Genomic DNA, 25,308 nt, shown 5'->3' on the forward strand with positions numbered 1-25,308 from the left:
GAAGTTAGAAGTTTATAGCCATCATACTAGCTTATTTGGACATAATGATAAATTATATGATCCTTTTTCTACCCTGGACTATTATAAAAATAACCCTGTAATGATATGTTAAAAGGTAATTTAATAAAAAGCGGCAGATTAAGAGACTCTGAACATAAATGATTGGAAATCATCTTCCGTTTTAGCCAATTCGTACCCCAATCTTTTATAAAATTTTATAGCACCAGTATTTAAAATAAAACTAGATAAAGTAATATAATCACGATTCTCAATCTTTGCCAAATTATGGATATTCTTCATAACTATCTCACCAATCCGCTGGTTTTGAAACTCGGGTGATATGATTAAAAAGTGAATATGTAAGCTATTTTCATAAGGCTTATAACACAGCATACCGACACGAACATCATCAATATAAATCCAATAGAACCAACTAAAGTCATATTCCTGTTTTAGCCGTCGTCTTTGGTGGTCATCATCCCAACCATACACTTTCTCTATATAGGGGTATATACCCTGTTTAACAGTTATAAATAGCTCGTCAAATTGCGATGCTAATACAGATTTTAATTTTATATCCATAAGATTGTTAGCTTAATCTAGTTTAAAAGGTTATATTGAATAGGATATTTATTCAACAGAATCAACTAATTAGTTGAGTTTGAATAATATAAGCATTTTAACTCTAAACTTTTAGGTATTACCTTAATGACATCTTTAACATTCAAAAAACTATCACTTACTCTAGCCATAGCATTATCTTTGACTGCTTGTAATAATATACAACCTTTAGAGTCTACTAAGACCAATAATACAATTAACGCTAAGTCAATTCCCACAAATAATAACTATCCTAGCTGGTCATATTCTGGCGATACAGGAGCAGATTTCTGGGGAGATATTGAGGGTAATGAACTGTGTAAGAGTGGCCCTGAGCAATCCCCTATTAACATTAAAAGAGTCTTAAAAACAAACGATACTGCACCAATACCAACCTACCTTCGTTCGGATATTGAAATTGTTAACAATGGTCATACTCTAGTGTATACTCCAAAAAATAACCTTAATACGATCACTATCGATGGGGAACTTTATAACCTTGTACAGTTCCACTACCACACCCCAAGTGAACATCAAATCTCTGGAACCAACTATCCAGGTGAGCTACATTTCGTTCACGCTAATGCCGCAGGTGAATTGGCAGTTATTGGTGTAATGGTTAACCCAACTGCTACCACTGACACTATCTTAACCAAGCTTCTCGATAGTAGTTTAGCAGCGACAAATCAACATGCGTCAGCTTTCGTTCCAGCAGTTGAAATAGCGACGTTATTACCACAAAGTACTGTTTATTATAATTATACAGGATCGTTAACTACGCCGCCGTGTTCAGAACAAGTGAAATGGTTTGTAAACCCTCAGCCTTTATCTGTCACCCCTGCAGAAATTAATACTATGCAGCAACTTTATAGTCATAATAATAGGCCAATACAACCTATAAATGATCGTAAGGTTAAGCAAGTTCAATAAAGTTAAGTAACCCTTTAAGACCAGAGTCTTATAAGTAAAAAGCCTCCTAAAAATTAATGTAGGAGGCTTTTACGTTTTTAAGCTTGTAGATAACTTTAAGCGCATTTAATATTGAGTTTAAAACGTTATTAAGCAATGCAAAACTTATCCATAAATTATAAATCTGATTCAACAGAAATTACTTTAATAACTTTGGTGAAAAAATACCTGTTTGGATAATTAATTATTAACTCATATTTACAGGTTCCATAAAAAGTTAACTCATAGCGATCTTTAGATATCTCAACAAAATCACGTAAAAGATAACTACAATAAGCTGCACTGAAACTATACCGACCCACAATTTTAAAAAGTTTATTCAATACAACAACCTCACATGCTTCCTCAAATGGACAGTCCCAACTTGTTAATAAAAGGAAATAATGCGTTAGTTCGAATTGTTTCTCAATAAAATACCCCGGAACTTTAGTTACAGTGGCCTCTCCGCCATATAACAACGAAGTTTTTAATGGCCAATCCTCATATTTACCTCTGTGTTCTTGTAGAGTGAACTTATCAATAGGTGTCAATATTATCGCATCCCATTCCATTGTTTACTATCAGCTATCTACCAGTATTAATATCGCAAAAATAAAAGCCCATAGCAACCGTCTTCATCAATAATATATTTTATAAAATTCTACTGATTATAATAGCTTAATAAAAGACCCACTTCTATATTAAAATACCGACCTAAAAAAAGCCCCCACAACGTAAGTTGCGGGGGCTTTTAGATATAGGGAGCTGACGATGACCTACTCTCACATGGGCAGGCAAGTCTAATTACAGCTGCACTTTAATATGTAACTAAAAATATTTAGATAATTTTTAGTTAGATTCGTCATCAGAATTTTGAATAGAGTAACCACCAGATGAAGTCTTATCGTCTGTATTATAGTCTACAACTCTAATATAGTCAGAGAACTACTAAACGGTTACGGCGTTAACCTCATTGAGCCTAATCCATTAGTACTTGCACTCGGTTGCCTTGTAACCATTTTAGACCTCTTTGACAATATATAAGAAATTGAACTTTATATCATTGCCACGCATACTTAAGAGCACTTAATTAACTAACATTCTATTAATTATAATTCTTCTGACAACTATTTATTAAGTTATACCATGTTTAAATTAAAAGATAAGACCCTCTTCGCACTTTCCTAATGATACAACTGTCGTGGTTGTGGCATAAAAGCGGGGTAAATAGTTTAATTCACCTTTTAAGTAAAGGCACCAAGTTAACTTAACAACCCAAATTGCGAAACCCCCATAATTAATTATCTTATGGGGGGTTTATTGTATATAAAAGCTAATCAAGATTTATATAGGTCGCTACGGTTAATGAAGCTTTATCGAACACTTTAAAGCGTTATTGTGTCACCGTCACGTCAAGCGTAACTCGGCGATTAGGCTGTAAACATTCGATCTCTTGCTGGCGAGATAGATTGCTTGGACAATGCTTGACAGGTTGTGACTCTCCAGCGCCAACAGCCATCATGGAAGCTGGTTTTACACCGCTATTTACTAAATAAGTACGGACGGTTTGAGCGCGTAATTGTGATAGATTCATATTATAAATATCATCCCCTTTATAGTCCGTATGTCCTGTAATTATGATGCGAGTATCCCCACTATCTTGGTATCTTTTCAACTTATTCGCTAATTCATCTAGTTCACGACGGCCTTGCGGCAGCATATTTTCAGGTTGCCATTTATCGAATTTAAATAAAGCATCTGCCCCTAGATTTATACGCTCTTTAATTTGTGCAGGGGTAGCTGTTGGAGCACTAGGAGGACAATCAACAGGCTTCCAATAAAACTCTTGAGCTCTATAATCGGCATCAAAGATAACTTTATATTGACAGATTTTGACAGCCTCGTCTGGCATATAAAACTTCATAATGTAGTCCCATTCTCGAGCGTGTTGTGCTTCGCTAAAGTGCGGTCGACCAATCAGTTGATAGAGTTCATCTTTTGCAACACCTGGTTTGATTTTTTGAAGGTTTTCACTGTTTGGAAACTGACCTTCACGTTGCCATGCATCTTCCAATTGTGGAAAAACGATATTTTCATGTTCAACATGCCCTTCCTGCGTGATTCCTTCGCTTAGGTACTTAGTACCCATACATCCTGTCATTGTTAACAGACTAAGGGAAATCGCACCTATTCCTAACAATCTTTTTAAGCGGTTATTTTTCATGAGTTACCCTTGGTTATTAGTAATAAAATATGACGATATTACACTGTGTAAAATACATAATAGTTGTTATTGATAATGCATAGGCGTCATACCTCAAAAATAGAGATGCGACACCTAGATTACGTTAATATAAGTTTAGAAGTGGAAGCCTGCACCCACAGCGCCACCAGCATTACCTTCAGTATCTGCACTACCACTAATTTTAAGTACCCAGCGACCATTATCAGATAACTTTGACACTCCGACCGCTACTGCGCCTTCACCATTGTATGTAGACAAACCACCTGTCACCATACTCTTTCCGGGTATATAAGCTTGTGGTAACGATGCCATTGCCATCGCAGATGAGATACCAGCATTGGCTTCGTCACCTACTTTGTTAATTTTACTATTCATGCTATAACCAAGGTCTTTGAGCTGATTAAGATTTACAGCGTCAGTACCGTCGACGCCAGCGCCAACGTTAGTAATGGTATTGCCGCCATTATTCAAACCTTGGTTGGTGACGCTTACTGACGTATTAGGCTCATTCGGATTACTAATAACAATTCCATTGCCATCAACCACCGTATCGCCCATTTGAACAGAACCTGCATCTCCCAAATCAATATTCTGAGCTAACTTAACATCAATGCTACCATTGGTGTTAGCAACTGTTTGAATATTGTCTTCTGTCGATGTGGTTGCGCCGCCTTGAATGGTTAATACTTGATTAGGATTTCGAGTTACGACTTGTCCATTATCCGCAGTATACTGCTGTTCTGTTGCCTCAATAGTATTGGAAATGGCTTCATAAACATCGCCACCATTGACGACGGATTGATTGCCTTCGCTGATATAATCAACATCACCACCTTGAGCGATACTATCAGCATTTTTGACTGTAATAGTATCTGACGTCACATTGGTAAAGGTAACATCATCTTTAGTCGCAACCGTAACGTTCGTTCCGTCTCGCGTAATCTCAACATTCTTACCATCAATTAAGTCAACAGTATCACCCGGGTTCACCATTTCGCCATCATCCCCATTGGCTTTAACTGTAAATCCAGATTTGTTAATGGCATCAGCAACACTTTGTGTCGTTGCAATAGAACCTGGATTTTCCGCTGAAGCTATGCCATTTGGCGCCGTGGCAATAGAACCAGTATTCACACTAAGCTGACCATTATCAGTAAGGATGGTATCGTCAGTGTCAACTGAAACGACATAATTATCTCCACCATTATCGTTAGGCGAATCAGACTTAGTTACTGTGATTGGCCCTTCACCTGACACCGAAGTATGCTTAGCGGCTTCAGCTTCGATGGCAGAAGTGTCAATAGATAAATCATAATTAAAGCCATCATTACCATTATTTGTCTTCACCACGGTTACCGTGCCATCTTCTGAACCAACCTTGGTTCTACCCGAGTCAACATAATCCTTATTGGTAACTGAATTAGGATCGTCGCCAACATTTTGTACCGTCATAGTATCTGCATTAACATCTCCTGCATTTACAGTGGTAAAGGTGACCTCTTCGTTTGTTGATACCTTAATACCGCCATTACCATCATCTTCAAGGTTGATATTATTGCCGGTTACGAAGTTTGCAGTATTATTACTTTGATCGACAGTCTTAACCTGCTGCCCGTCAATTTGCGTAACGACTGCTTGCAAAGCACTGTCCGCTTTATCTAAGCTATCTTTAGTCTCGTCATTCAAACTGACTTGATAATCAGTGACGTTATTTTCTCCCTCTACCGGTGTTACTGCCAATCCAGAACCAGGATTTGCTGTCACTTTAGACCCTTCAGCATTCACCTCATAGATAGTCTGACCATTCTCGCCAGTTGACATTTCAACAGAGGCGATATTGGTACCTGCTTCAACTTCCGTTCTTGATGCAGCGATAGACTGCTCTAATTGACTGACATTGACCGCGTCATTCGGGTTAGTGCCTGCAGCAACACCCGTGATTGCAGTGTCGCCTGCATCGATACCATCTGTATTATCGATGGTGACAGGACCAACCGTCACACTGTCAAAGGTAACATCTTTAGCGGTGGCAAAGGTAAACTTGCTGCCATCTTGTACAACAGTTAAGTTGTCGCCTGCAGCATAGGTCACTGTATCCCCTGGTGTTACTAAAGTGGTGCTGGCGCCCGTCTCATTACCTGCGGCGATAACATTAAAGCCGGATTGGTTAATAGCGTCGGCAACACTGCCTGCAGTCACTAGGTTGTTTTCATCGCCATCAGTTGGGGTGAATACTGAACCATCAGTGTTAGTGTTGAGGATCGTGGTGTTTGCAGTAATCTTACCATCAGCATCTTTGGTGATGGTGGTGTCATCGGTGTTGACGGATACATCGAAGATGGTCGCACCATCTGCGTTGGTAGCTGAGCTATCAACCGTGATAGACCCGTCATCAGAGGTGACCTCTTCTTGTGAAGCAGCAGCCGCTTGTTGCAACTGATCTTCTGTGGCAGCTTGTCCGGTTACGATGTTATTGGGGTCGTAGGTGATGTTGGTTAAACCGTTCACTGTACCTTGATCACCATTAATAGTAACTGGGTTGGCTGTGCCAACTGTAATCTGATCGGCTAAACCAAACTCGACCCCATCTGCGGTGGTTGTGGTGATGACATTGCCATCTGCTTCGGTGAAATTAACGGTATCACCAAGCTGGTAGTTGTTGTCGGTATCACCATCGCCAACGTTAAAGCCTTGGGCTACAGCGTCATTGGTCTCGGTCAATTGACTGACATTGACCGCGTCATTCGGGTTAGTGCCTGCAGCAACACCCGTGATTGCAGTGTCGCCTGCATCGATACCATCTGTATTATCGATGGTGACAGGACCAACCGTCACACTGTCAAAGGTAACATCTTTAGCGGTGGCGAAGGTAAACTTGCTGCCATCTTGTACAACAGTTAAGTTGTCGCCTGCAGCATAGGTCACTGTATCCCCTGGTGTTACTAAAGTGGTGCTGGCGCCCGTCTCATTACCTGCGGCGATAACATTAAAGCCGGATTGGTTAATAGCGTCAGCCACACTACCTGCAGTCACTAGGTTGTTTTCATCGCCATCAGTTGGGGTGAATACTGAACCATCAGTGTTAGTGTTGAGGATCGTGGTGTTTGCAGTAATCTTACCATCAGCATCTTTGGTGATGGTGGTGTCATCGGTGTTGACGGATACATCGAAGATGGTCGCACCATCTGCGTTGGTAGCTGAGCTATCAACCGTGATAGACCCGTCATCAGAGGTGACCTCTTCTTGTGAAGCAGCAGCCGCTTGTTGCAACTGATCTTCTGTGGCAGCTTGTCCGGTTACGATGTTATTGGGGTCGTAGGTGGTGTTGGTTAAATCGTTCACTGTACCTTGATCACCATTAATAGTAACTGGGTTGGCTGTGCCAACTGTAATCTGATCGGCTAAACCAAACTCGACCCCATCTGCGGTGGTTGTGGTGATGACATTGCCATCTGCTTCGGTGAAATTAACGGTATCACCAAGCTGGTAGTTGTTGTCGGTATCACCATCGCCAACGTTAAAGCCTTGGGCTACAGCGTCATTGGTCTCGGTCAATTGACTGACATTGACCGCGTCATTCGGGTTAGTGCCTGCAGCAACACCCGTGATTGCAGTGTCGCCTGCATCGATACCATCTGTATTATCGATGGTGACAGGACCAACTGTGACACTGTCAAAAGCAACGTCTTTGGCGGTGGCAAAGGTAAACTTGCTGCCATCTTGTACAACAGTTAAGTTGTCGCCTGCAGCATAGGTCACTGTATCCCCTGGTGTTACTAAAGTGGTGCTGGCGCCCGTCTCATTACCTGCGGCGATAACATTAAACCCTGAGTTGTTAATGGCATCAGCCACACTACCTGCAGTGATTAGCGTGTTTTCGTTACCGTCAGTCGGATTAACTATTGAGCCATCAGTATTATGCGTTAAGGTTGTGGTGTTGGCTTTGATGTTCCCTTGATTATCTTTAATGATGGTAGTGTCATCTGTATTAACAGAGACATCAAAGATAGTCGCACCATCTGCGGTGCTACCTGAGCTATCAACCGTGATGGACCCATCATCAGAGGTAAACTCTTCTTGAGAAGCAGCTGCCGCTTGTTGCAACTGGTCTTCTGTGGCGGCTTGTCCGCTAACAATGTTTACTGGGTCATAGGTGGTGTTGGTGAGTCCGCCTACTGTACCTTGATCACCATTAATAGTAACTGGATTGGCTGTGCCGACGCTGATGCTGTTAGCTAGGCCAAAGTCGATTTGGTTGTCAGTCACTGTGGTAACGATGTTGCCATCCGTACTGGTATAGGTGACTGTTTCACTAAGTTGTACATTGTCCTTAGTACCGTTGTCTGCCGCTATATCAAAACCTTCGGCAACCGCGTCATTGGTCTCGGTCAATTGACTAACATTGACTGCGTCATTGGGATCAGTACCCGCAGCAACATTAGTTATTTTATCGCCGCCAACATTAAGACCATCTGCTGTGGAAGATAGTTCTGTACTATCACCTGCAGTATCTCCAATAATCACAGAGTCTGTTGCAGTGACTGTTTCAAAGACAGGCGTATCGCTCACTGAATAAGTAAATACTGAACCATTTTGGTCGAGTACCATATTGTCGCCAGCTTGCAACGTCACTGTGTCTTGGTTCTTTATGTTTTCTGAAGCCACAACCCCTGTAGTGCTACCAGTGCCTGTACTGCCAGCAATTGCATTAAAGCCAGAATTGTTTACGGCATCTACTACGTCACCAGTAGTGGCAATCGCATCTGCATTAGGTGTTTCTGCTAAACCTGTACTGGTATTTTGAGTAACGTCACCAGTATTGACACTGATAACACCAGTATTAGGGTCGGTTACTAATGTATCATTGTCCGTATTGACAGAGACATCAAAGATGGTTGCGCCATCTGCCGTTGTACCACTGTCATCAACATTGATAGACTTATTACTTGAAACAACTTCTTCGCTAAGACCTGTAACAGCACTTTCTAACTGACTAACATTTACGGCATCAGTATCAGCCACACCTTCGGCAACATTAACAATGGTATTGTTACCATTATCTAGTCCGTCAGTATTTAATCTAACCCTATCTTTACTAGTATCTTGCGGCGTTATTGCAATACCATCTCCAGTAATTTGAGTCTCATTGCCAGTAGCATCTACAAATGTAGCATCCGATAAATCCTTTAAGCTTTTAGCAAGTTTAATCTCTAGTGTATCTGTTTCGTCCGATACAACACCAATATTATTATCAGTTAATAATGTTGGGTCGGTGATACCACCCTCAACATTAACAGTTTCACCAAGTTGTCGATCAAAATCAGCACCACTGTCACCAGAGAATGTTAGCGGTGTATTCGCCAGTTCATTTAACTGACTACCATTAACGGCATCTGTAGAAGTGGAACTGACTTCACCTGCAGCGACATTGGTGATTTTATCGCCACCAACATCTAGACCATCAGCTGTTGAGGTTAGTGTGGTGTTATTACTGCCATCACCAATAACCACACTATTGAACTCTGGATTATCTGCAAATTGTACTTGTACCTGACCATCGGTCACTACGGTTTGTAAATTTTTAGCAGAATAATTACCTTCAGTTGCAGTATTTGAGGTATCTTCAGCCAAAGCAATAGCTGAATTGGACCCTATTATATTCAAAGTGCTGCCAAGGCTTTGCTGAGTTCCATCAGCGTCTGTATCAGCATTGGTGTTGCCAGTAAATGTTAACGGTGAATTAGCTAAATTTGCTACTGACTTAAGTTGAGCAACGTTGACAGCATCACTGTCTTCTGAACCTGCAGCTAAATTAGTAATTTGACGTGTGTTATCAGTATTGCCTACTGATACTGCACCATAAGCACCCTTAATAGTTGCAGATATCGCATCTTTATCTGATTGCGTGATTTCATCAGGCGCATAAACTGTATCACTTGCTGCAGTAGCAGTGCTTGAAGTTGCTGCACCCTCTGCTAAAGCTTCTCTATCAGCAACAGATTGCCCACCTAAAGCAACACCATAGTCCACAGACGCATCAGCTTTTGAACCTAAAGCAACCGCTCTCGTTTCAGTAGATGAAGAACCTTCACCAAAAGCGACAGCACCATCAGCCGTTGCCTTAGCAAGCGCACCGATTGCAACTGGCGTCGCGTTTGAGCCATCTGGTTTTGTTTCACCCGTATAAAAAGACTCCGCAAATGCACCAATCGCAATGCCCCCACCTTGTACACCAGTGCCATTGAAAGTATTAGGTCCATCTTCGCCAGATACTTTCGCATTATTACCGATAGCGATACCGGAAAATGTTTCGTTACTCGCTTCGTCACCTATGACTACTGCCCCGCCGCTAGGGCTGTTCGTTGTTGCTGAATTCCCTAATACTACATTAGGGCTGTTGTATTCAGGCGGTACTGTACCTGGTTCCCACAAATAAGTGACTGAGCTCGAAGCATTTGCACCGATGACCAAGTCACCAGTTTGAGAATTAGTAACACCGCCCGAGATATAATCTAAGTTTGAGCTGGCATTGTTACCTACGACAATAGAGTCTGCATTGGTAACTTCAACATTCGGTCCTACTGCAATAGCGCCTAAACCTGCGTTATTTGCTGCATCATTATTAAAGTTACCTAGATTAGTTCCACCATCATTCACACTGTAATAATGCGTTTGAGCAGATTTTAGCTGTGCTACATTTACCGCATCGGTATCTTCAGACCCTGCTGCAACACTAGTGATTTGACGAGTTAAAGTTGTACCATCACCTACTGACACCGCACTAGTGGTTGCTCGCCATGTTGATGAGGTATCTGTAGAGTTGGTACCTGTAATAGCATCATATCCGCTATCAGCAGGTGCATCTCTATTAGCTACTGATGCTGACCCTAGCGCAACGCTATCACTAGAGGTTGCTCTGGTGCCAGTGCCCAAAGCTGTAGCATTTTTACCCGTATCAACCGAATTTGTAGCATCTTCATCCGTATTTCCAACTCTCGAATCATAACCTAGGGCGACTGAGTTCTCTGCATATTCATAAGTTTTAGAGTGACTACCAATTGCAATAGATGAGTCACCATCAGACTCGGCATTTAGTCTATTTTCTCTATAACCACCGCCAATAGCTACCGAATAATTACCTTCAGAAACAGACTTTCCATCTAAACGAGTTGTGTTGGTTTGAGTACCAATTGCAATGGCAAAATCGCCATTGACAGTCACATCATTACCAATGCCTACACTTTGCTGACCAATGACATGAACTTCTGAACCGATGGCAACTTGTTCTGGGCTGACTTTACCTTGAAGATCGACTCCACTAGTAAACGTTTTATTACCAATTGCTACGCTACTCGCTTCTCCAGCTATAGCATTTCTACCAATAACCACACTACTATGTCCTTGAGAGTCTGCCTCAAAGCCTATTACAACACTTTTATACACTCTTTTTCTTTGTTCAGTAATATTCTCACTGATGGCTTTAGCATCATGTCCGATAACAATATTATCTATGTCGTTAGATTGAGCACCAGAGCCAATTACCAGCGTATTAGTAGCACTTTTTATATTGGCTCCAATATCCGGTTGTAAAACTTTAGCACCTACACCTATGGCCATACTATTATCACCAGTTACTGAACTTTCCTTACCGATTGCAACGGCATTAGTAGCAGAAGCTTTACTATCTTTACCGATAGCAACGGCATTAGTAGCAGAAGCTTTACTATCTTTACCGATTGCAACAGCATTATTAGCAATTGTCTCAGCGCCGTCACCACAAGCCACTTGACCGTCTAAAGACTCATCAACGTCACCTGAAGCAGCATTAGTTGGTGTTCCATTCCCGTCAGGAACGACACATATACCATTTGCTGCCATTGTCTGTGAACTAATACCTAATCCACTTAAAATACCTAATGTGAGTAAACCTAATTTTAAAAACTTTAAAATACCGACACTGCCCTTACGCAAGCTTGATGATTTAGTAATAGAACGATTACTCTTTTTACCTCGTCCTTTTGCGTACTCTGCAACCGCAACAAACGATCCTGTAGTCTTGTTAAACACTACTTTATAAATATGATTCATGAGCACTTTCCTTACAGGTAATTTTAACTAATTTGCTTTTAAACGATTGAGAGTAATTTATTAAGGTGATTAATATTGATAGGTTTAAAACTATACAAATATATAAAGAAACTGTGTTATTACACTAAGTAATAACATCAATTATTTAATTACAAAAAAAAGGTATGTCATTAAACTTTTAATAAACAAACTATATATGATTGTATATTTAATAATACATCTATTTAGAAAATTTTACTAATTTTTTTGAAATATTGTTCAAACTCTTACGATTTATACTTTCATAAATAGATTTATACTTTCATAAATATTATAATCAAAATATGAATATTTAATTTTAAAATTAAAATAATATATTAGTTTATCTAAACTTTAGTTATTTTAATAATTTAAGATTTCAAGATATTAAGGTTTGATTATTTATATTTATGATTTACCAATCATTGTTAAATCGCAACAAGCTAGTTGATAGAAGCTAATTTTGAATAGTTCAGTTTTAGATAATATTTGAGGATTTAGGAAGGATATATTAATAATAGAAACTATTGACTATCTTATAATTTATTCTAGTCTCATGAAAATGGCTGGATTAGATACTATTGTGTAAGTATATTGTGATTACAATTTAATATCACTCTTTTTGATTCTAATCATAGAGTTTTCTTAAAATAATAGGTTTATAAACCGCTGACATTTTTAACTAATGTTTGTAAATAAAGAAACCTCGCTTCTTCATAGTTGACGAGAGGTATAAAGAATTAATACTAACCTGTAAAGTATTGAAAAATTACAGCGGAATCTTAAGTTCGTAAGAGTCATTTAACTATAGTCCGCAAACTATTAAGCGATTACATTATTAAGCTTGCTCCAGTAGTGCTTACACTCGGTTGACTTATAAGCAATTCAGACTTCTTTGACTACACAATATAGAGACGCCGGCTATTTTATTAAGCGACATATTCACCATCAAACAACATGCAAAAAAAAGCCCCCACAACGTAAGTTGCGGGGGCTTTTAAGTATAGGGAGCTGACGATGACCTACTCTCACATGGGCGAACCACACTACCATTGGCGCGACGATGTTTCACTTCTGAGTTCGAGAAGGGATCAGGTGGTTCCATCGTGCTATTGTCGTCAGCAAAGGGGGTATAGATATGAGTTGGTTAAGTTATTTACTTAACGTTGTATTGACTAAATATATCAAGAACCTGAATCAAGGTTGCTATTTATAAGCAATCATCAGGGTGATATCGAAATAATTGGCGACATACTAAAACCACTTGGGTGTTGTATGGTCAAGCCAAACGAGCAATTAGTACAGGTTAGCTACACGCATCACTGCGCTTCCACATCCTGCCTATCAACGTCCTAGTCTTGAACGGCTCTTAAGGGAAATCTAATCTTGAGGTTGGCTTCCCGCTTAGATGCTTTCAGCGGTTATCCAATCCGAACGTAGCTACCGGGCAATGCCATTGGCATGACAACCCGAACACCAGCGGTTCGTCCACTCTGGTCCTCTCGTACTAGGAGCAGATCCTCTCAAATTTCCAACGCCCACGGTAGATAGGGACCGAACTGTCTCACGACGTTCTAAACCCAGCTCGCGTACCTCTTTAAATGGCGAACAGCCATACCCTTAGGACCTGCTTCAGCCCTAGGATGAGATGAGCCGACATCGAGGTGCCAAACACCGCCGTCGATATGAACTCTTGGGCGGTATCAGCCTGTTATCCCCAGAGTACCTTTTATCCGTTGAGCGATGGCCCTTCCATACAGAACCACCGGATCACTAAGACCTACTTTCGTACCTGCTCGACTTGTGGGTCTCGCAGTTAAGCGCGCTTTTGCCTTTATACTCTTTGAACGATTTCCGACCGTTCTGAGCGCACCTTCGTACTCCTCCGTTACTCTTTAGGAGGAGACCGCCCCAGTCAAACTACCCACCATACATTGTCCTCGGTATTGTTATACCTGAGTTAGAACCCCAACATGACCAGGGTGGTATTTCAAGGGTGGCTCCACAAATACTGGCGTATCTGCTTCAAAGCCTCCCACCTATCCTGCACAAGTCAGGTCAAAGTTCAATGTAAAGCTGTAGTAAAGGTTCACGGGGTCTTTCCGTCTAGCCGCGGGTACACAGCATCTTCACTGCGATTTCGATTTCACTGAGTCTCTGCTGGAGACAGCGCTGCCATCATTATGCCATTCGTGCAGGTCGGAACTTACCCGACAAGGAATTTCGCTACCTTAGGACCGTTATAGTTACGGCCGCCGTTTACTGGGGCTTCGATCAAGAGCTTCGCCTTACGGCTTACCCCATCAATTAACCTTCCAGCACCGGGCAGGCATCACACCCTATACGTCCACTTTCGTGTTTGCAGAGTGCTGTGTTTTTAATAAACAGTTGCAGCAGCCTGGTATCTGCGACTGCTAGTAGCTTACACCGCAAAGGGCTTCACCACCAGCAGCGTACCTTCTCCCGAAGTTACGGTACCATTTTGCCTAGTTCCTTCAGCAGAGTTCTCTCAAGCGCCTTGGTATTCTCTACCTGATCACCTGTGTCGGTTTAGGGTACGATTCGTTTATGACTTAAGTTTAGAAGCTTTTCCTGGAAGCATGGTATAGACCACTTCGCCAGTAAACTGGCTTGCTATCAGATCTCAGCATATAACCACCCGGATTTACCTAAGTAGTCTGCCTACATCCTTTCACCTGGACAACCATCGCCAGGCTGGTATAACCTTCTCCGTCCCTCCATCACATCATAAACAAGTATCAGAATATTAACTGATTTCCCATCGACTACGCCTTTCGGCCTCGCCTTAGGGGTCGACTCACCCAGCCCCGATTAACGTTGGACTGGAACCCTTGATCTTCCGGCGTGGATGCTTTTCACACCCATTATCGTTACTCACGTCAGCATTCGCTCTTGTGATACCTCCAGCATGCCTTACAACACACCTTCACAGGCTTACACAACGCTCCCCTACCACTTGAAACATGTTCAAATCCGCAGCTTCGGCTCCTAGTTTGAGCCCCGTTACATCTTCCGCGCGGGCCGACTCGACTAGTGAGCTATTACGCTTTCTTTAAAGGATGGCTGCTTCTAAGCCAACCTCCTAGCTGTCTATGCCTTCCCACTTCGTTTCCCACTTAACTAGGAATTTGGGGCCTTAGCTGGCGGTCTGGGTTGTTTCCCTCTCCACGACGGACGTTAGCACCCGCCGTGTGTCTCCCGGATATCACTCATCGGTATTCGGAGTTTGCATCGGTTTGGTAAGTCGGTATGACCCCCTAGCCGAAACAGTGCTCTACCCCCAATGGTGTTCGTCCGAGGCGCTACCTAAATAGCTTTCGGGGAGAACCAGCTATCACCGAGTTTGATTAGCCTTTCACCCCTATCCACAAGTCATCCCCTGGCTTTTCAACGACAGTGGGTTCGGTCCTCCGGTGCCTGTTACGGCACTTTCAACCTGCTCATGGATAGATCACTCGGTTTCGGGTCTATACCCTGCAACTAAACGCCCTATTAAGACTCGGTTTCCCTACGGCTCCCCTAACGGTTAACCTCGCTACAGAATATAAGTCGCTGACCCATTATACAAAAGGTACGCGGTCACGGATCAAGTCCGCTCCCACTGCTTGTACGCACACGGTTTCAGGTTCTATTTCACTCCCCTCACAGGGGTTCTTTTCGCCTTTCCCTCACGGTACTGGTTCACTATCGGTCAGTCAGGAGTATTTAGCCTTGGAGGATGGTCCCCCCATCTTCATACAGGATTTCTCGTGTCCCGCACTACTTAATATGCTTGCATTTATGTTTCGAATACGGGGCTATCACCCACTATGGCCAGATTTCCCACTCTGTTCTTCTACATAAAATTAAGTCGGCTCCTCCCCGTTCGCTCGCCGCTACTAGGGGAATCTCGTTTGATGTCTTTTCCTAAGGGTACTGAGATGTTTCACTTCCCCTCGTTCGCTTCCTAATAAATTAGGATACCTAACTTACGTTAGGTGGGTTTCCCCATTCAGAAATCTCCGGATCACAGATTATTGCCATCTCCCCGAAGCTTATCGCAGGCTGTCACGTCTTTCGTCGCCTCTGACTGCCAAGGCATCCACCATGTGCGCTTAATTACTTGACCATACAACCCCAAAGGGTCTTTAGTCAGCAATTATAACGATATCACCTTGATAATTTACGCTTGATTCAGTTCTCTTTACTTTGTAACCAACCTCTTGGGATAACAGCAATACTCTACTAGCTATTGACGTTAAAAAGGTTGATTACTGGTTAGACAATGGCTCAGTGTATGATTCATCGTCTAACCGTTTATTACAACTCATATCTATGTTTTTAAATAGTAATGACGCTGTCATCCAGTCGTCATATGTGTTCTGTATAAAACAGAAGTAAGTAATTGTTTTTTACCGGTTATTGAATAACCTTATAATCACTTAGTTCTATTTTATGGCTTTGCCTTACTGCTATGCTTTATTTGACTCTGTTAGTCTGTAATATGGTGGAGCCAAGGAGAGTCGAACTCCTGACCTCCTGCGTGCAAGGCAGGCGCTCTACCAACTGAGCTATGGCCCCTGAGAAGCGTTAAAAAATTGCATCGCAATTTTAGCTTCGCAAGGAAAATCCCTTAAAGGGGATTTTCAAAAAGCTTAAATTACTTTCTGAGCTCTTTTTATTAACTCTTAGCAAGAGAAAATTGCTTACGCATTGAGCGTTTTTACAATAAGCTGTTGTATCTACCATGCTAATAATATGGTGGGTCTGATAAGACTTGAACTTATGACCCCCGCGTTATCAACACGGTGCTCTAACCAGCTGAGCTACAGACCCTGAGCGAGGATATAGATGAAGCACTGCTTCATCCCGAGCGCAAGGAAAATTCTTTAAATAGAATTTTCAAATAACTCAATACCTCAGTAAGCTATAAAACAATAAGTGCAATATTAGGCTCGCAAGAGAAAATCTCTTAAAGGGGATTTTCTAATCGTTCTGCCTACTAGCATCTGCTCGTTTACAGCTAAAGCTTGTTTCTACTAAAACCAAAGAACAACTTGTTGTGAATTCTTGCTGACCGGATGCGTCAATAAGGAGGTGATCCAGCCGCAGGTTCCCCTACGGCTACCTTGTTACGACTTCACCCCAGTCATCGACCACACCGTGGTGAGCGCCTCCCCGAAGGTTAGGCTACCCACTTCTGGTGCAATCAACTCCCATGGTGTGACGGGCGGTGTGTACAAGGCCCGGGAACGTATTCACCGCGGCATTCTGATCCGCGATTACTAGCGATTCCGACTTCATGGAGTCGAGTTGCAGACTCCAATCCGGACTACGATAGGCTTTTTGAGATTCGCATCACATCGCTGTGTAGCTACCCTCTGTACCTACCATTGTAGCACGTGTGTAGCCCTGGTCGTAAGGGCCATGATGACTTGACGTCGTCCCCGCCTTCCTCCAGTTTGTCACTGGCAGTATCCTTAGAGTCCCCGGCCTAACCGCTGGTAACTAAGGAAAAGGGTTGCGCTCGTTGCGGGACTTAACCCAACATCTCACGACACGAGCTGACGACAGCCATGCAGCACCTGTATTCTAATTCCCGAAGGCACTCTCGTATCTCTACAAGATTCTAGATATGTCAAGACCAGGTAAGGTTCTTCGCGTTGCATCGAATTAAACCACATGCTCCACCGCTTGTGCGGGCCCCCGTCAATTCATTTGAGTTTTAACCTTGCGGCCGTACTCCCCAGGCGGTCTACTTATTGCGTTAGCTGCGTCACTAAGGGATCAAGTCCCCCAACGACTAGTAGACATCGTTTACGGCGTGGACTACCAGGGTATCTAATCCTGTTTGCTACCCACGCTTTCGAACCTCAGTGTCAGTATGATGCCAGGAGGCTGCCTTCGCCATCGGTATTCCTTCAGATCTCTACGCATTTCACCGCTACACCTGAAATTCTACCTCCCTCTCACCTACTCTAGCCCAACAGTATCAGATGCAGTTCCCAGGTTAAGCCCGGGGATTTCACATCTGACTTATTAAGCCACCTACGCTCGCTTTACGCCCAGTAATTCCGATTAACGCTTGCACCCTCTGTATTACCGCGGCTGCTGGCACAGAGTTAGCCGGTGCTTATTCTGCAGCTAATGTCATCGCATATGGGTATTAACCATATGGTCTTCTTCACTGCTTAAAGTGCTTTACAACCAAAAGGCCTTCTTCACACACGCGGCATGGCTGGATCAGGGTTGCCCCCATTGTCCAATATTCCCCACTGCTGCCTCCCGTAGGAGTCCGGACCGTGTCTCAGTTCCGGTGTGGCTGATCATCCTCTCAGACCAGCTACAGATCGTCGCCTTGGTAGGCCTTTACCCCACCAACTAGCTAATCCGACTTAGGCTCATCCAATAGCGAGAGCGCAAGCGCCCCCTTTTCCCCGTAGGGTGTATGCGGTATTAATACGAGTTTCCCCGTGCTATCCCCCACTACTGGGCAGATTCCTAAGTGTTACTCACCCGTCCGCCGCTCGACGCCTAGTAGCAAGCTACTATCGTTTCCGCTCGACTTGCATGTGTTAAGCCTGCCGCCAGCGTTCAATCTGAGCCATGATCAAACTCTTCAGTTTAATCTTGCTATGAAGCTCTTTAAAGAAGCTTCTAAACTTGGCTCATTCTTTTACTAGCAAATTGCTTTTCGTATGTTTCATATAATGAATTAACTTCGAGTTTCTCTGCTTCTAAAGAATGATAATTTTTATAGTTAGTCGTCTACCCGAATAGAGTAAACCCCAACTTTAATTTCTCAGCATCCTAAATCAGCAAAAATCCACACAAGTTGTTCTTTGATTCTAGCTTTTAAATAGTTGACTTATCTTGTCGTCCAAGGTAAGTTTGTTCTTTTGCTTTGCTTTACTGTTATTAATAAGTAACAACAGTATCACTTAGCAGGCTGACTATTATATAGATTTGAATATCGTTGTCAACACTTAATTTTATTTCTTTTTAAGATGTTAGGCTTCTAATCTTTCGATTTATTGCCCGATGTCCGTCTTAGTGAGGGCGTATTATAGAGGGTTTAATTCTAGTGTCAACCCTTGACGAAAAGTTTTTTCAATATTTTAATTAGCATCAATTTTTTGAATCTTTTGTTATACAGGTATTGTATTAAGTTACTGCTACTATTTAATACCTACACCCAGTGGCTTATAGCTATGCCAGCGACAAACAATAGATTAGTTATCAGCGTTATCATGACGATATTTTTAAGCTGTTTACCTATTGATACTGTATCAACATGTGTTACTTGATCTTCATCTGCTAAATTTCTTAGTAGAGTAAGCTGTATAGCATTACTATGCTTTATCGCTAAGGGGTAAACTATTAATACAGACAATGTATACCAATTAAAATTAATTGCATACGTTAGATAGCACAGGTAAGAAGCCATAAACAGTAAACCATATGCCGTTTGAATTCCTCTATCCCCTATCAAAACTGCTAGTGTTATTTTGCCTGCTTGTTTGTCACTATAGATATCTCGCATGTTATTAACAAATAGCACACAAGCAGCAAGCCCACCGCATCCTGTGGCAGGTAACAGATGACTTCGTTGAAACTGACCCGTTTGTAAATAAGCACTTCCTAAAACGCCTAGCCAACCGAAGAATATCAGTACAGCCAACTCCCCCATTGCGCGGTATCCATAAGGACGTTTGCCCATGGTATACGCCATCGCAGCGATGATAGCGAGCACACCAAATCCTAGAAATAGCAGAAAGTCGCGCAGGCTATCAAAGCCAATGGCAATTAATATAACACCTGAGCAAAAGGTTAATAACGCCCAACCTACTATTAATCGCTTCAAGTGTTTTGCGCTAATCTGACCACTGGCCATCACTCGCTGTGGACTATTATAATCCCGATTGGCATCAGTGCCTTTGACGCCATCACCATAATCATTGGCAAGATTGGATAATATTTGCAGAGCCAATGCGACCCAAAGTGTTAATGCAAAGACTAGCCAATTGTGACTGGTAAGGGATTGATTAGAAGAGACTATCTCAGAAAAAGCTAAGCCAGTACCACAAAGGATACTGGCTACGGCTAAAGGAAAGGTGCGAGGACGAGTGGCTTGAATAAACATAGAGACAGTAGACATTGTTAAACCATCGCTCACAATAAATAATAGAGGACTGACAGTTATTAATTTAACCTTTAACTTTGGCTTTTAAAGTAGACACAATGCCAGATAACGCATAGAGGACACCGATGGCTAAAATACCAACGGGAATATCATATAAAACAATACCCATCACCAGTACAGCGATAATCAGCGCCACAAAAGGCACTTTCTTTTTATCAAATTCCTTAAAGCTATAGTATTTAAGGTTACTGACCATTAGAAGTCCGCAAATCACGACCCATACCGCTGATAGCATCATGATGTGGGTGTCGTAGTCTCCTACCCACTGATTATGATCTAAAGCCACCATCACCGAACTGGTAACTAAAATGGCTGCTAAAGGACTGGCCAAACCGACAAAGAATTTCTTATCAACTTCCCCAATTTGCACATTAAAACGAGCCAATCTAAATGCCGCACAGGCAGTGAACACAAACGCACAAGCGACGCCGATACGACCTAAAGGCTGTAACGCAAAGCTATAAATCAATATTGCGGGAGCCACTCCAAACGCAAGCATATCTGCCAAAGAGTCATACTGCTCTCCAAACGGACTTTGAGCATTAAGCATCCGGGCCACTCGCCCATCCGCTCCGTCTAAAATGGCGGATAAAAAGATTGCTAAAGAGGCTTTATAAAACTCGCCTTGAGTACTCGATAAGATGGAGAAAAATCCAGACAGTAAGGACAGTGTGGTGATTAAATTAGGTGCCAAATACACACCTCGACTCACCACGGGCTTACCATTGGATACTTCCTGTTCGATGACTTCAAAGGTCAAACCATCCAAACCGTCTATACCCCCGCTAGTCGCATCAGCACTATTAGCTTCAACACCAGTTGTAGACGGCACATCTGAGGAAGCACTATGCTCAATGTCAACTGGGTGTGAAGATTTTGTCTCTTTAGAATGCGAGGAATTGGGCGTTGTCATACTCATTCTCAATATTGTTGAAAATTTTAAACGTGACTGTTATAAGCAATGAAAGCCGGAATAAACTGAATTTTAATCTGCCTTATTATTTATTTAGTAACTATACATCCGACATCCGAACCATATAGCTTGATACTTTCTTTCTTTATACCTATCTTACCTTTTTACTTACTCACCCACCAACCAACGCACATTTACCGCTTGGCTTTGTGGGATATCTGGTGCGTCCTCAGGTCGTAGCAACGGCTGGATAAAGTTTAAGATTTCGCGTGCTTTTTGGTCAAATTGCCATGGTGGATTAATAATTAACATACCGGTGCCATTGAGGCCTACTGCAACGTCATTTGGATAAATATTTAACTCACAAAGTAGCTGCTTACGAATCCCAGTTCGCTTCATTTTTTTGTAAAAAAGCTCAACCGCATCAATATTTTTGATTGGGAACCATAACGCATAAACCCCTTGCGGCCACTTGGTCATTGTCGCTACCAACAGCTCAACCAAACGGGTAAAGTCTTTGTGCTCTTGTTCATAAGGAGGATCAATTAAGATAACTCCGCGACGCTCTTCAGGCGGAATGACGGCCATTATACCTTCAAATGCATCACGGTTATGAATGCCAATAGGCAGCTTATACAACTGATAATTAAGGGCATCATATTCGCTATTTTTAAGCTCGAAAGCTTCTGCTCTAACAAGAGGTTCAGGGCTCCTCTCAACATGATTGGCAATCCACCAAGGCGAGCCTGGGTATACATGCTTATCATAGGTTTGGCGGGCTTTCTTGATATCGTCAACATACTGGCTGACGGCTGCTGGCGCCTCACTTAGATCTGCATTTAATATCTTTTGGACACCATTTTGGGCTTCGCGAGTCTTGCGAGACTCTTCACTACTTAATGAATAAAGACCTCGTCCACCATAAGCATCTAGTACATAATAAGACTTATCTTTTTTGCTCATTTGATTGAGCAGTTGGATGAGTAAAATGTGTTTTACAACGTCGGCAAAATTACCTGCGTGATAGGCATGTTTATAGTTCATAAGTTAGCTTGTTTAATTGTAGAAAGTTGCGTATTAAAATTGGGGAATCAAAAATTGGTTCTATGTTAGCATAAGCGGGTTTGAAATAAGTATATTAATAGTTAATTGCCCTGATATGAATCTATTAAAACGCTCTTTACTGATTCAATTTAGGTTAAATTTCGGTTAAGTTTAGGGCCTATTGAGTGTTAAGTCTAATTATTAGGCATAAAGCTTCAAAGAGTATCATGGTTAGCAATCAATTGATGTGGCTGTTTAACGTATCTTTAACTTAATTTTCGGCTTAATTTTATTCTAACTATTACTATTAACTGCGTTATTCATTTTATAATGCAGATGCCATTGCAATTTTACTGTTTATGAAGATGAAGGTGTCAGAGGTGTTATTGATGACTAAAACGAATAAAACTGAGGTTAATAGTAATTTAACACCGTCTATAGGCCAACATAATGACCCGATAACGGTGCCTATACCTCCCCCTCTAACGCCTAGCGAGGTTGACACTGCTAAAGAACTGGCTTATGAGGTGTTAGAAGAGATAACCCAACATGCTGATAAAGCAACAGTACTAAGTCACCATAACAAAATTGATCTTACGAACACTCAAAGTACGTTGCAACAATCAGACTTTGAGGTTAATTGGGCGCAACGTTTTGATGAGGTTATGATTGAGTGCTTTATTAATGATGGCTTCGTGGTATTAGATGATGTTTATGACGCTAAGGCTTTGCTGGCGTTGCAAGCTGAGAGTGGATTTGTAGACTATCGCGATGCGCTACTCACTGATGGGGTACGTAAGACTGACATTCGCGGCGATCGAATACGCTGGATTACCCATAACTTCTTCGCAGGATTTTATTATTTGCATAGCATAAACCAATTGGCGCAGTTTTTTAATCGGTTGCTATTTGCAGGTATTCGCCACAGTGAAGCACATTATGCCTGTTACCCGCCTGGCTTCGGCTATCAGTGGCATCAGGACAATCCAATAGGGCGCAATGAGCGGGTTATTTCTGCGGTGTTTTATTTAAATGATGAATGGACGACGGATGATGGTGGTGAACTATCCATTATTGACAATCATGGAAAACAGCACCAACTATTACCCAAAGCCAATCGATTAATATTGTTTGATAGCAATTTACGCCATCAGGTAGAAATTGCGCACCGTCAACGGTATTCTATCGCCACTTGGTTACGTCGTGATGATGCCATTATTATCGCTGAGCCATTATGATTGCCGTATAGTCAATAAACGAAATAAGCAACTTTAAATAAGCAACTTAGCAAATCCAAATCAATAAAAACCCCTTAAATCAGACCTTAAACCGATACACCCTTTCCCTACCAACTTTGAGACGATTATGAACAAAAACGACCCAAAAAACCACACTATTGACCATCAACAAGCCACTTTAGAACTCAGTATTGATTTAATGAGTCGTGATTCGGTCACCCCTCATGATAAGGGCGCTCAGGACGTATTGGTTAATAGACTTAAACCGCTTGGATTTGAGTGTGAATTTATGTATTTTGGCGATAAAAATGCTGTTGGACTCAATGCTGAGGTCAAAAACTTGTGGGCAAGACGTGGCAAGACAGACCCAGTCATCTGCTTTGCAGGGCATACTGATGTTGTGCCAACGGGCAATGCTGATAATTGGAAAATCCCACCCTTTGAGCCAACCGTTAAAGATGGCTATCTTTGGGGTCGTGGCGCAGCAGATATGAAAACAGCGATTGCCGCGTTTACAGTGGCAACTGAAAGCTTCGTTAAAAACCATCCTGATCACAAGGGTTCGATTGCGATGTTGATAACCTCCGATGAAGAAGGGCCTTCTATTAATGGAACGGTAAAAGTCATTGAGGCCTTAGAAGCACGCAATGAGAAAATCACTTATTGCCTGGTTGGCGAGCCATCGAGTACCGATACGCTTGGTGACATTATCAAAAATGGTCGCCGTGGTTCACTGGGTGGCATACTGACGGTGACTGGGAAACAAGGTCATGTCGCCTACCCTCATTTGGCGGTAAATCCGATTCATGCCCTCCTGCCCGCGTTAACTGAATTTACTCATACCCAATGGGATAAAGGTAATGAGTTCTTCCCTGCAACTTCGATGCAAATCTCGAATATCAATGGGGGCACGGGTGCTAATAATGTCATTCCTGAAACGGTAGAGGTGGTATTTAACTTTCGCTTTTCGACCGAAACTACGGAACAAGATTTAAGAGCCAAGACTCACGAGATTTTGGATAAGCATTTTAAAGATACTGAGGCTAGTTACGATATTAAATGGAAACTATCGGGCAATCCATTTTTGACCGCTGAGGGTAAGTTGGTGGATGCGTGTAAAATAGCCGTGAAAGAAGTGACGGGTATTGATACTACCCTATCGACCTCGGGCGGCACGTCTGATGGGCGTTTTATTGCGCCAACGGGGGCGCAAGTGGTTGAGCTTGGCGTGCGTAATGCAACCATTCATCAGGTTGATGAAAAAGTAGAGGTAGACGACTTAGGTAAACTGGCGCAGATATATGAGAAGATGCTTGAGGAGTTGTTACTGCATTAATTTGCAATTCTGGTTTAATTTTTTGGAGCTAATCCTGCTATCCGCTATTAGTTGGTTGCCTGTGGGGCACAGCATCTAAACACAAGCGTGTTCCATTATTCAAGCGACCACTCCTGTGTAAGATGCTGTATGCCCCACAACCCACCAAGCTACCGCTTCTATCAGGGCTAGCGGTAACATCGTGTTCTTGCAGATATTTATCGTGGTTAAAGCTGGTAGGATTTCTGGTAGAGTCGTCAGGTGCGGTTAGCGAAGCGTGATCCACCAATTTTAACCAACAAACCACCTTCAAACATCATAAATTAATAGGTGGGTTACGATTTTACTGCACCTCTTCGAGGTTTGAAAAATCTAACCCACCCTACGCAAGCTTCCAATAGTCGTTTTATTGCGTCAACGGGTGCTCAAGTGGTTGAGCTAGGCATGCGTAACGCTACCATTCATCAAGTGGATAAAAAGGTAGAAATTGATGATATCGATAAGTTGGCGCAGATTTATGAGAAGATGCTAGAAGAATTGTTGAGTTAGAAGTCTAACGCTTTGAATTAAAAAGCCTTCATTTAATGAAGGCTTTTTTGATATAAGAAATCCACCCCGGTTCTGAGAAGCATTACAATTTGGTCTGTGAAACTTTACAACCTCACTTAAATCCATCCCCAGCCCTTCCTATGGAAA

General features: G+C 42.1%; 10 protein-coding genes, 2 tRNA genes, 3 rRNA genes and 1 pseudogene. 4 read left to right on the forward strand and 12 right to left on the reverse strand.

All coding sequences use genetic code 11. From position 1 onward, the window contains the following. Positions 1–138: 138 nt before the first annotated feature. Entirely contained in the window at positions 139–582 is a 444-nt protein-coding gene (locus tag AC21OG_RS01060; protein ID WP_487377137.1) for a GNAT family N-acetyltransferase, read from the reverse strand. A 126-nt stretch (positions 583–708) separates the two neighbouring features. Between AC21OG_RS01060 and AC21OG_RS01065 the strand changes: the two genes are divergently transcribed. Next, positions 709–1,530 (forward strand): carbonic anhydrase, encoded by an 822-nt coding sequence (locus AC21OG_RS01065; RefSeq protein WP_487377138.1) that lies wholly within the window; start codon positions 709–711, stop codon positions 1,528–1,530. A gap of 155 nt (positions 1,531–1,685) precedes the next feature. Here the strand turns inward: AC21OG_RS01065 and AC21OG_RS01070 are convergent, their stop codons facing one another. The 11 genes from AC21OG_RS01070 to AC21OG_RS01120 all read right to left on the reverse strand — a co-directional run bounded on the left by AC21OG_RS01070 (position 1,686) and on the right by AC21OG_RS01120 (position 22,059). Continuing rightward, positions 1,686–2,120 (reverse strand): hypothetical protein, encoded by a 435-nt coding sequence (locus AC21OG_RS01070; RefSeq protein ID WP_487377139.1) that lies wholly within the window; start codon positions 2,118–2,120, stop codon positions 1,686–1,688. 821 nt (positions 2,121–2,941) lie between these two features. Then, complete coding sequence (locus AC21OG_RS01075; protein WP_486547883.1) at positions 2,942–3,697, reverse strand: OmpA family protein; 756 nt, start codon at positions 3,695–3,697, stop codon at positions 2,942–2,944. A 210-nt stretch (positions 3,698–3,907) separates the two neighbouring features. Continuing rightward, positions 3,908–11,881, reverse strand: coding sequence for a YadA-like family protein (locus tag AC21OG_RS01080; RefSeq protein ID WP_491185053.1), 7,974 nt, complete (start codon positions 11,879–11,881; stop codon positions 3,908–3,910). 1,027 nt (positions 11,882–12,908) lie between these two features. Beyond that, a 5S ribosomal RNA gene (rrf, locus tag AC21OG_RS01085) occupies positions 12,909–13,022 on the reverse strand. Positions 13,023–13,174: 152 nt separating this feature from the next. After that, a 23S ribosomal RNA gene (locus AC21OG_RS01090) occupies positions 13,175–16,028 on the reverse strand. A gap of 376 nt (positions 16,029–16,404) precedes the next feature. Beyond that, positions 16,405–16,480, reverse strand: a tRNA-Ala gene (locus AC21OG_RS01095). A 178-nt stretch (positions 16,481–16,658) separates the two neighbouring features. After that, positions 16,659–16,735, reverse strand: a tRNA-Ile gene (locus AC21OG_RS01100). 254 nt (positions 16,736–16,989) lie between these two features. Then, positions 16,990–18,525 (reverse strand): 16S ribosomal RNA (locus AC21OG_RS01105). Together the 16S, 23S and 5S rRNA genes with 2 tRNA genes alongside form the textbook arrangement of a ribosomal RNA operon. A 563-nt stretch (positions 18,526–19,088) precedes the next feature. Beyond that, positions 19,089–20,057 carry a 1,4-dihydroxy-2-naphthoate octaprenyltransferase gene (gene menA, locus AC21OG_RS01110; protein WP_487377439.1) on the reverse strand — a complete coding sequence of 323 codons (969 nt, stop codon included), beginning with the start codon at positions 20,055–20,057 and terminating at the stop codon, positions 19,089–19,091. Between the two features lie 49 nt (positions 20,058–20,106). Next, a complete protein-coding gene (gene pssA, locus AC21OG_RS01115; RefSeq protein WP_487377441.1) occupies positions 20,107–21,015 on the reverse strand; it encodes a CDP-diacylglycerol--serine O-phosphatidyltransferase in 909 nt (302 codons plus the stop codon). A 168-nt stretch (positions 21,016–21,183) separates the two neighbouring features. Next, positions 21,184–22,059 carry a 23S rRNA (adenine(2030)-N(6))-methyltransferase RlmJ gene (locus AC21OG_RS01120; protein WP_487377443.1) on the reverse strand — a complete coding sequence of 292 codons (876 nt, stop codon included), beginning with the start codon at positions 22,057–22,059 and terminating at the stop codon, positions 21,184–21,186. Positions 22,060–22,448: 389 nt separating this feature from the next. On the opposite strand from AC21OG_RS01120, the gene AC21OG_RS01125 reads away from it, so the two are divergent. From AC21OG_RS01125 to AC21OG_RS01135, 3 genes and pseudogenes are all read left to right on the forward strand, one after another. Further along, on the forward strand, positions 22,449–23,297 hold the full coding sequence (locus AC21OG_RS01125) for a 2OG-Fe(II) oxygenase (protein WP_487377444.1): 849 nt from the start codon (positions 22,449–22,451) through the stop codon (positions 23,295–23,297). Positions 23,298–23,424: 127 nt separating this feature from the next. Then, positions 23,425–24,633 (forward strand): succinyl-diaminopimelate desuccinylase, encoded by a 1,209-nt coding sequence (gene dapE, locus AC21OG_RS01130; RefSeq protein ID WP_487377445.1) that lies wholly within the window; start codon positions 23,425–23,427, stop codon positions 24,631–24,633. Between the two features lie 372 nt (positions 24,634–25,005). After that, a pseudogene (locus tag AC21OG_RS01135) lies at positions 25,006–25,161 on the forward strand (succinyl-diaminopimelate desuccinylase); the annotation flags it as partial. Positions 25,162–25,308: the final 147 nt, after the last annotated feature.

This window comes from Psychrobacter sp. CX5, from assembly GCF_057621535.2.

Excerpts from the sequence above, each read along its gene's own strand:
- AC21OG_RS01060 (WP_487377137.1), bottom strand. The coding sequence starts at position 582 with ATGGATATAAAATTAAAATCTGTATTAGCATCGCAATTTGACGAGCTA.
- AC21OG_RS01065 (WP_487377138.1), top strand. The coding sequence starts at position 709 with ATGACATCTTTAACATTCAAAAAACTATCACTTACTCTAGCCATAGCA.
- AC21OG_RS01070 (WP_487377139.1), bottom strand. The coding sequence starts at position 2,120 with ATGGAATGGGATGCGATAATATTGACACCTATTGATAAGTTCACTCTA.
- AC21OG_RS01075 (WP_486547883.1), bottom strand. The coding sequence starts at position 3,697 with ATGGGTACTAAGTACCTAAGCGAAGGAATCACGCAGGAAGGGCATGTT.
- AC21OG_RS01080 (WP_491185053.1), bottom strand. The coding sequence starts at position 11,881 with ATGAATCATATTTATAAAGTAGTGTTTAACAAGACTACAGGATCGTTT.
- menA (WP_487377439.1), bottom strand. The coding sequence starts at position 20,057 with ATGTCTACTGTCTCTATGTTTATTCAAGCCACTCGTCCTCGCACCTTT.
- pssA (WP_487377441.1), bottom strand. The coding sequence starts at position 21,015 with ATGACAACGCCCAATTCCTCGCATTCTAAAGAGACAAAATCTTCACAC.
- AC21OG_RS01120 (WP_487377443.1), bottom strand. The coding sequence starts at position 22,059 with ATGAACTATAAACATGCCTATCACGCAGGTAATTTTGCCGACGTTGTA.
- AC21OG_RS01125 (WP_487377444.1), top strand. The coding sequence starts at position 22,449 with ATGACTAAAACGAATAAAACTGAGGTTAATAGTAATTTAACACCGTCT.
- dapE (WP_487377445.1), top strand. The coding sequence starts at position 23,425 with ATGAACAAAAACGACCCAAAAAACCACACTATTGACCATCAACAAGCC.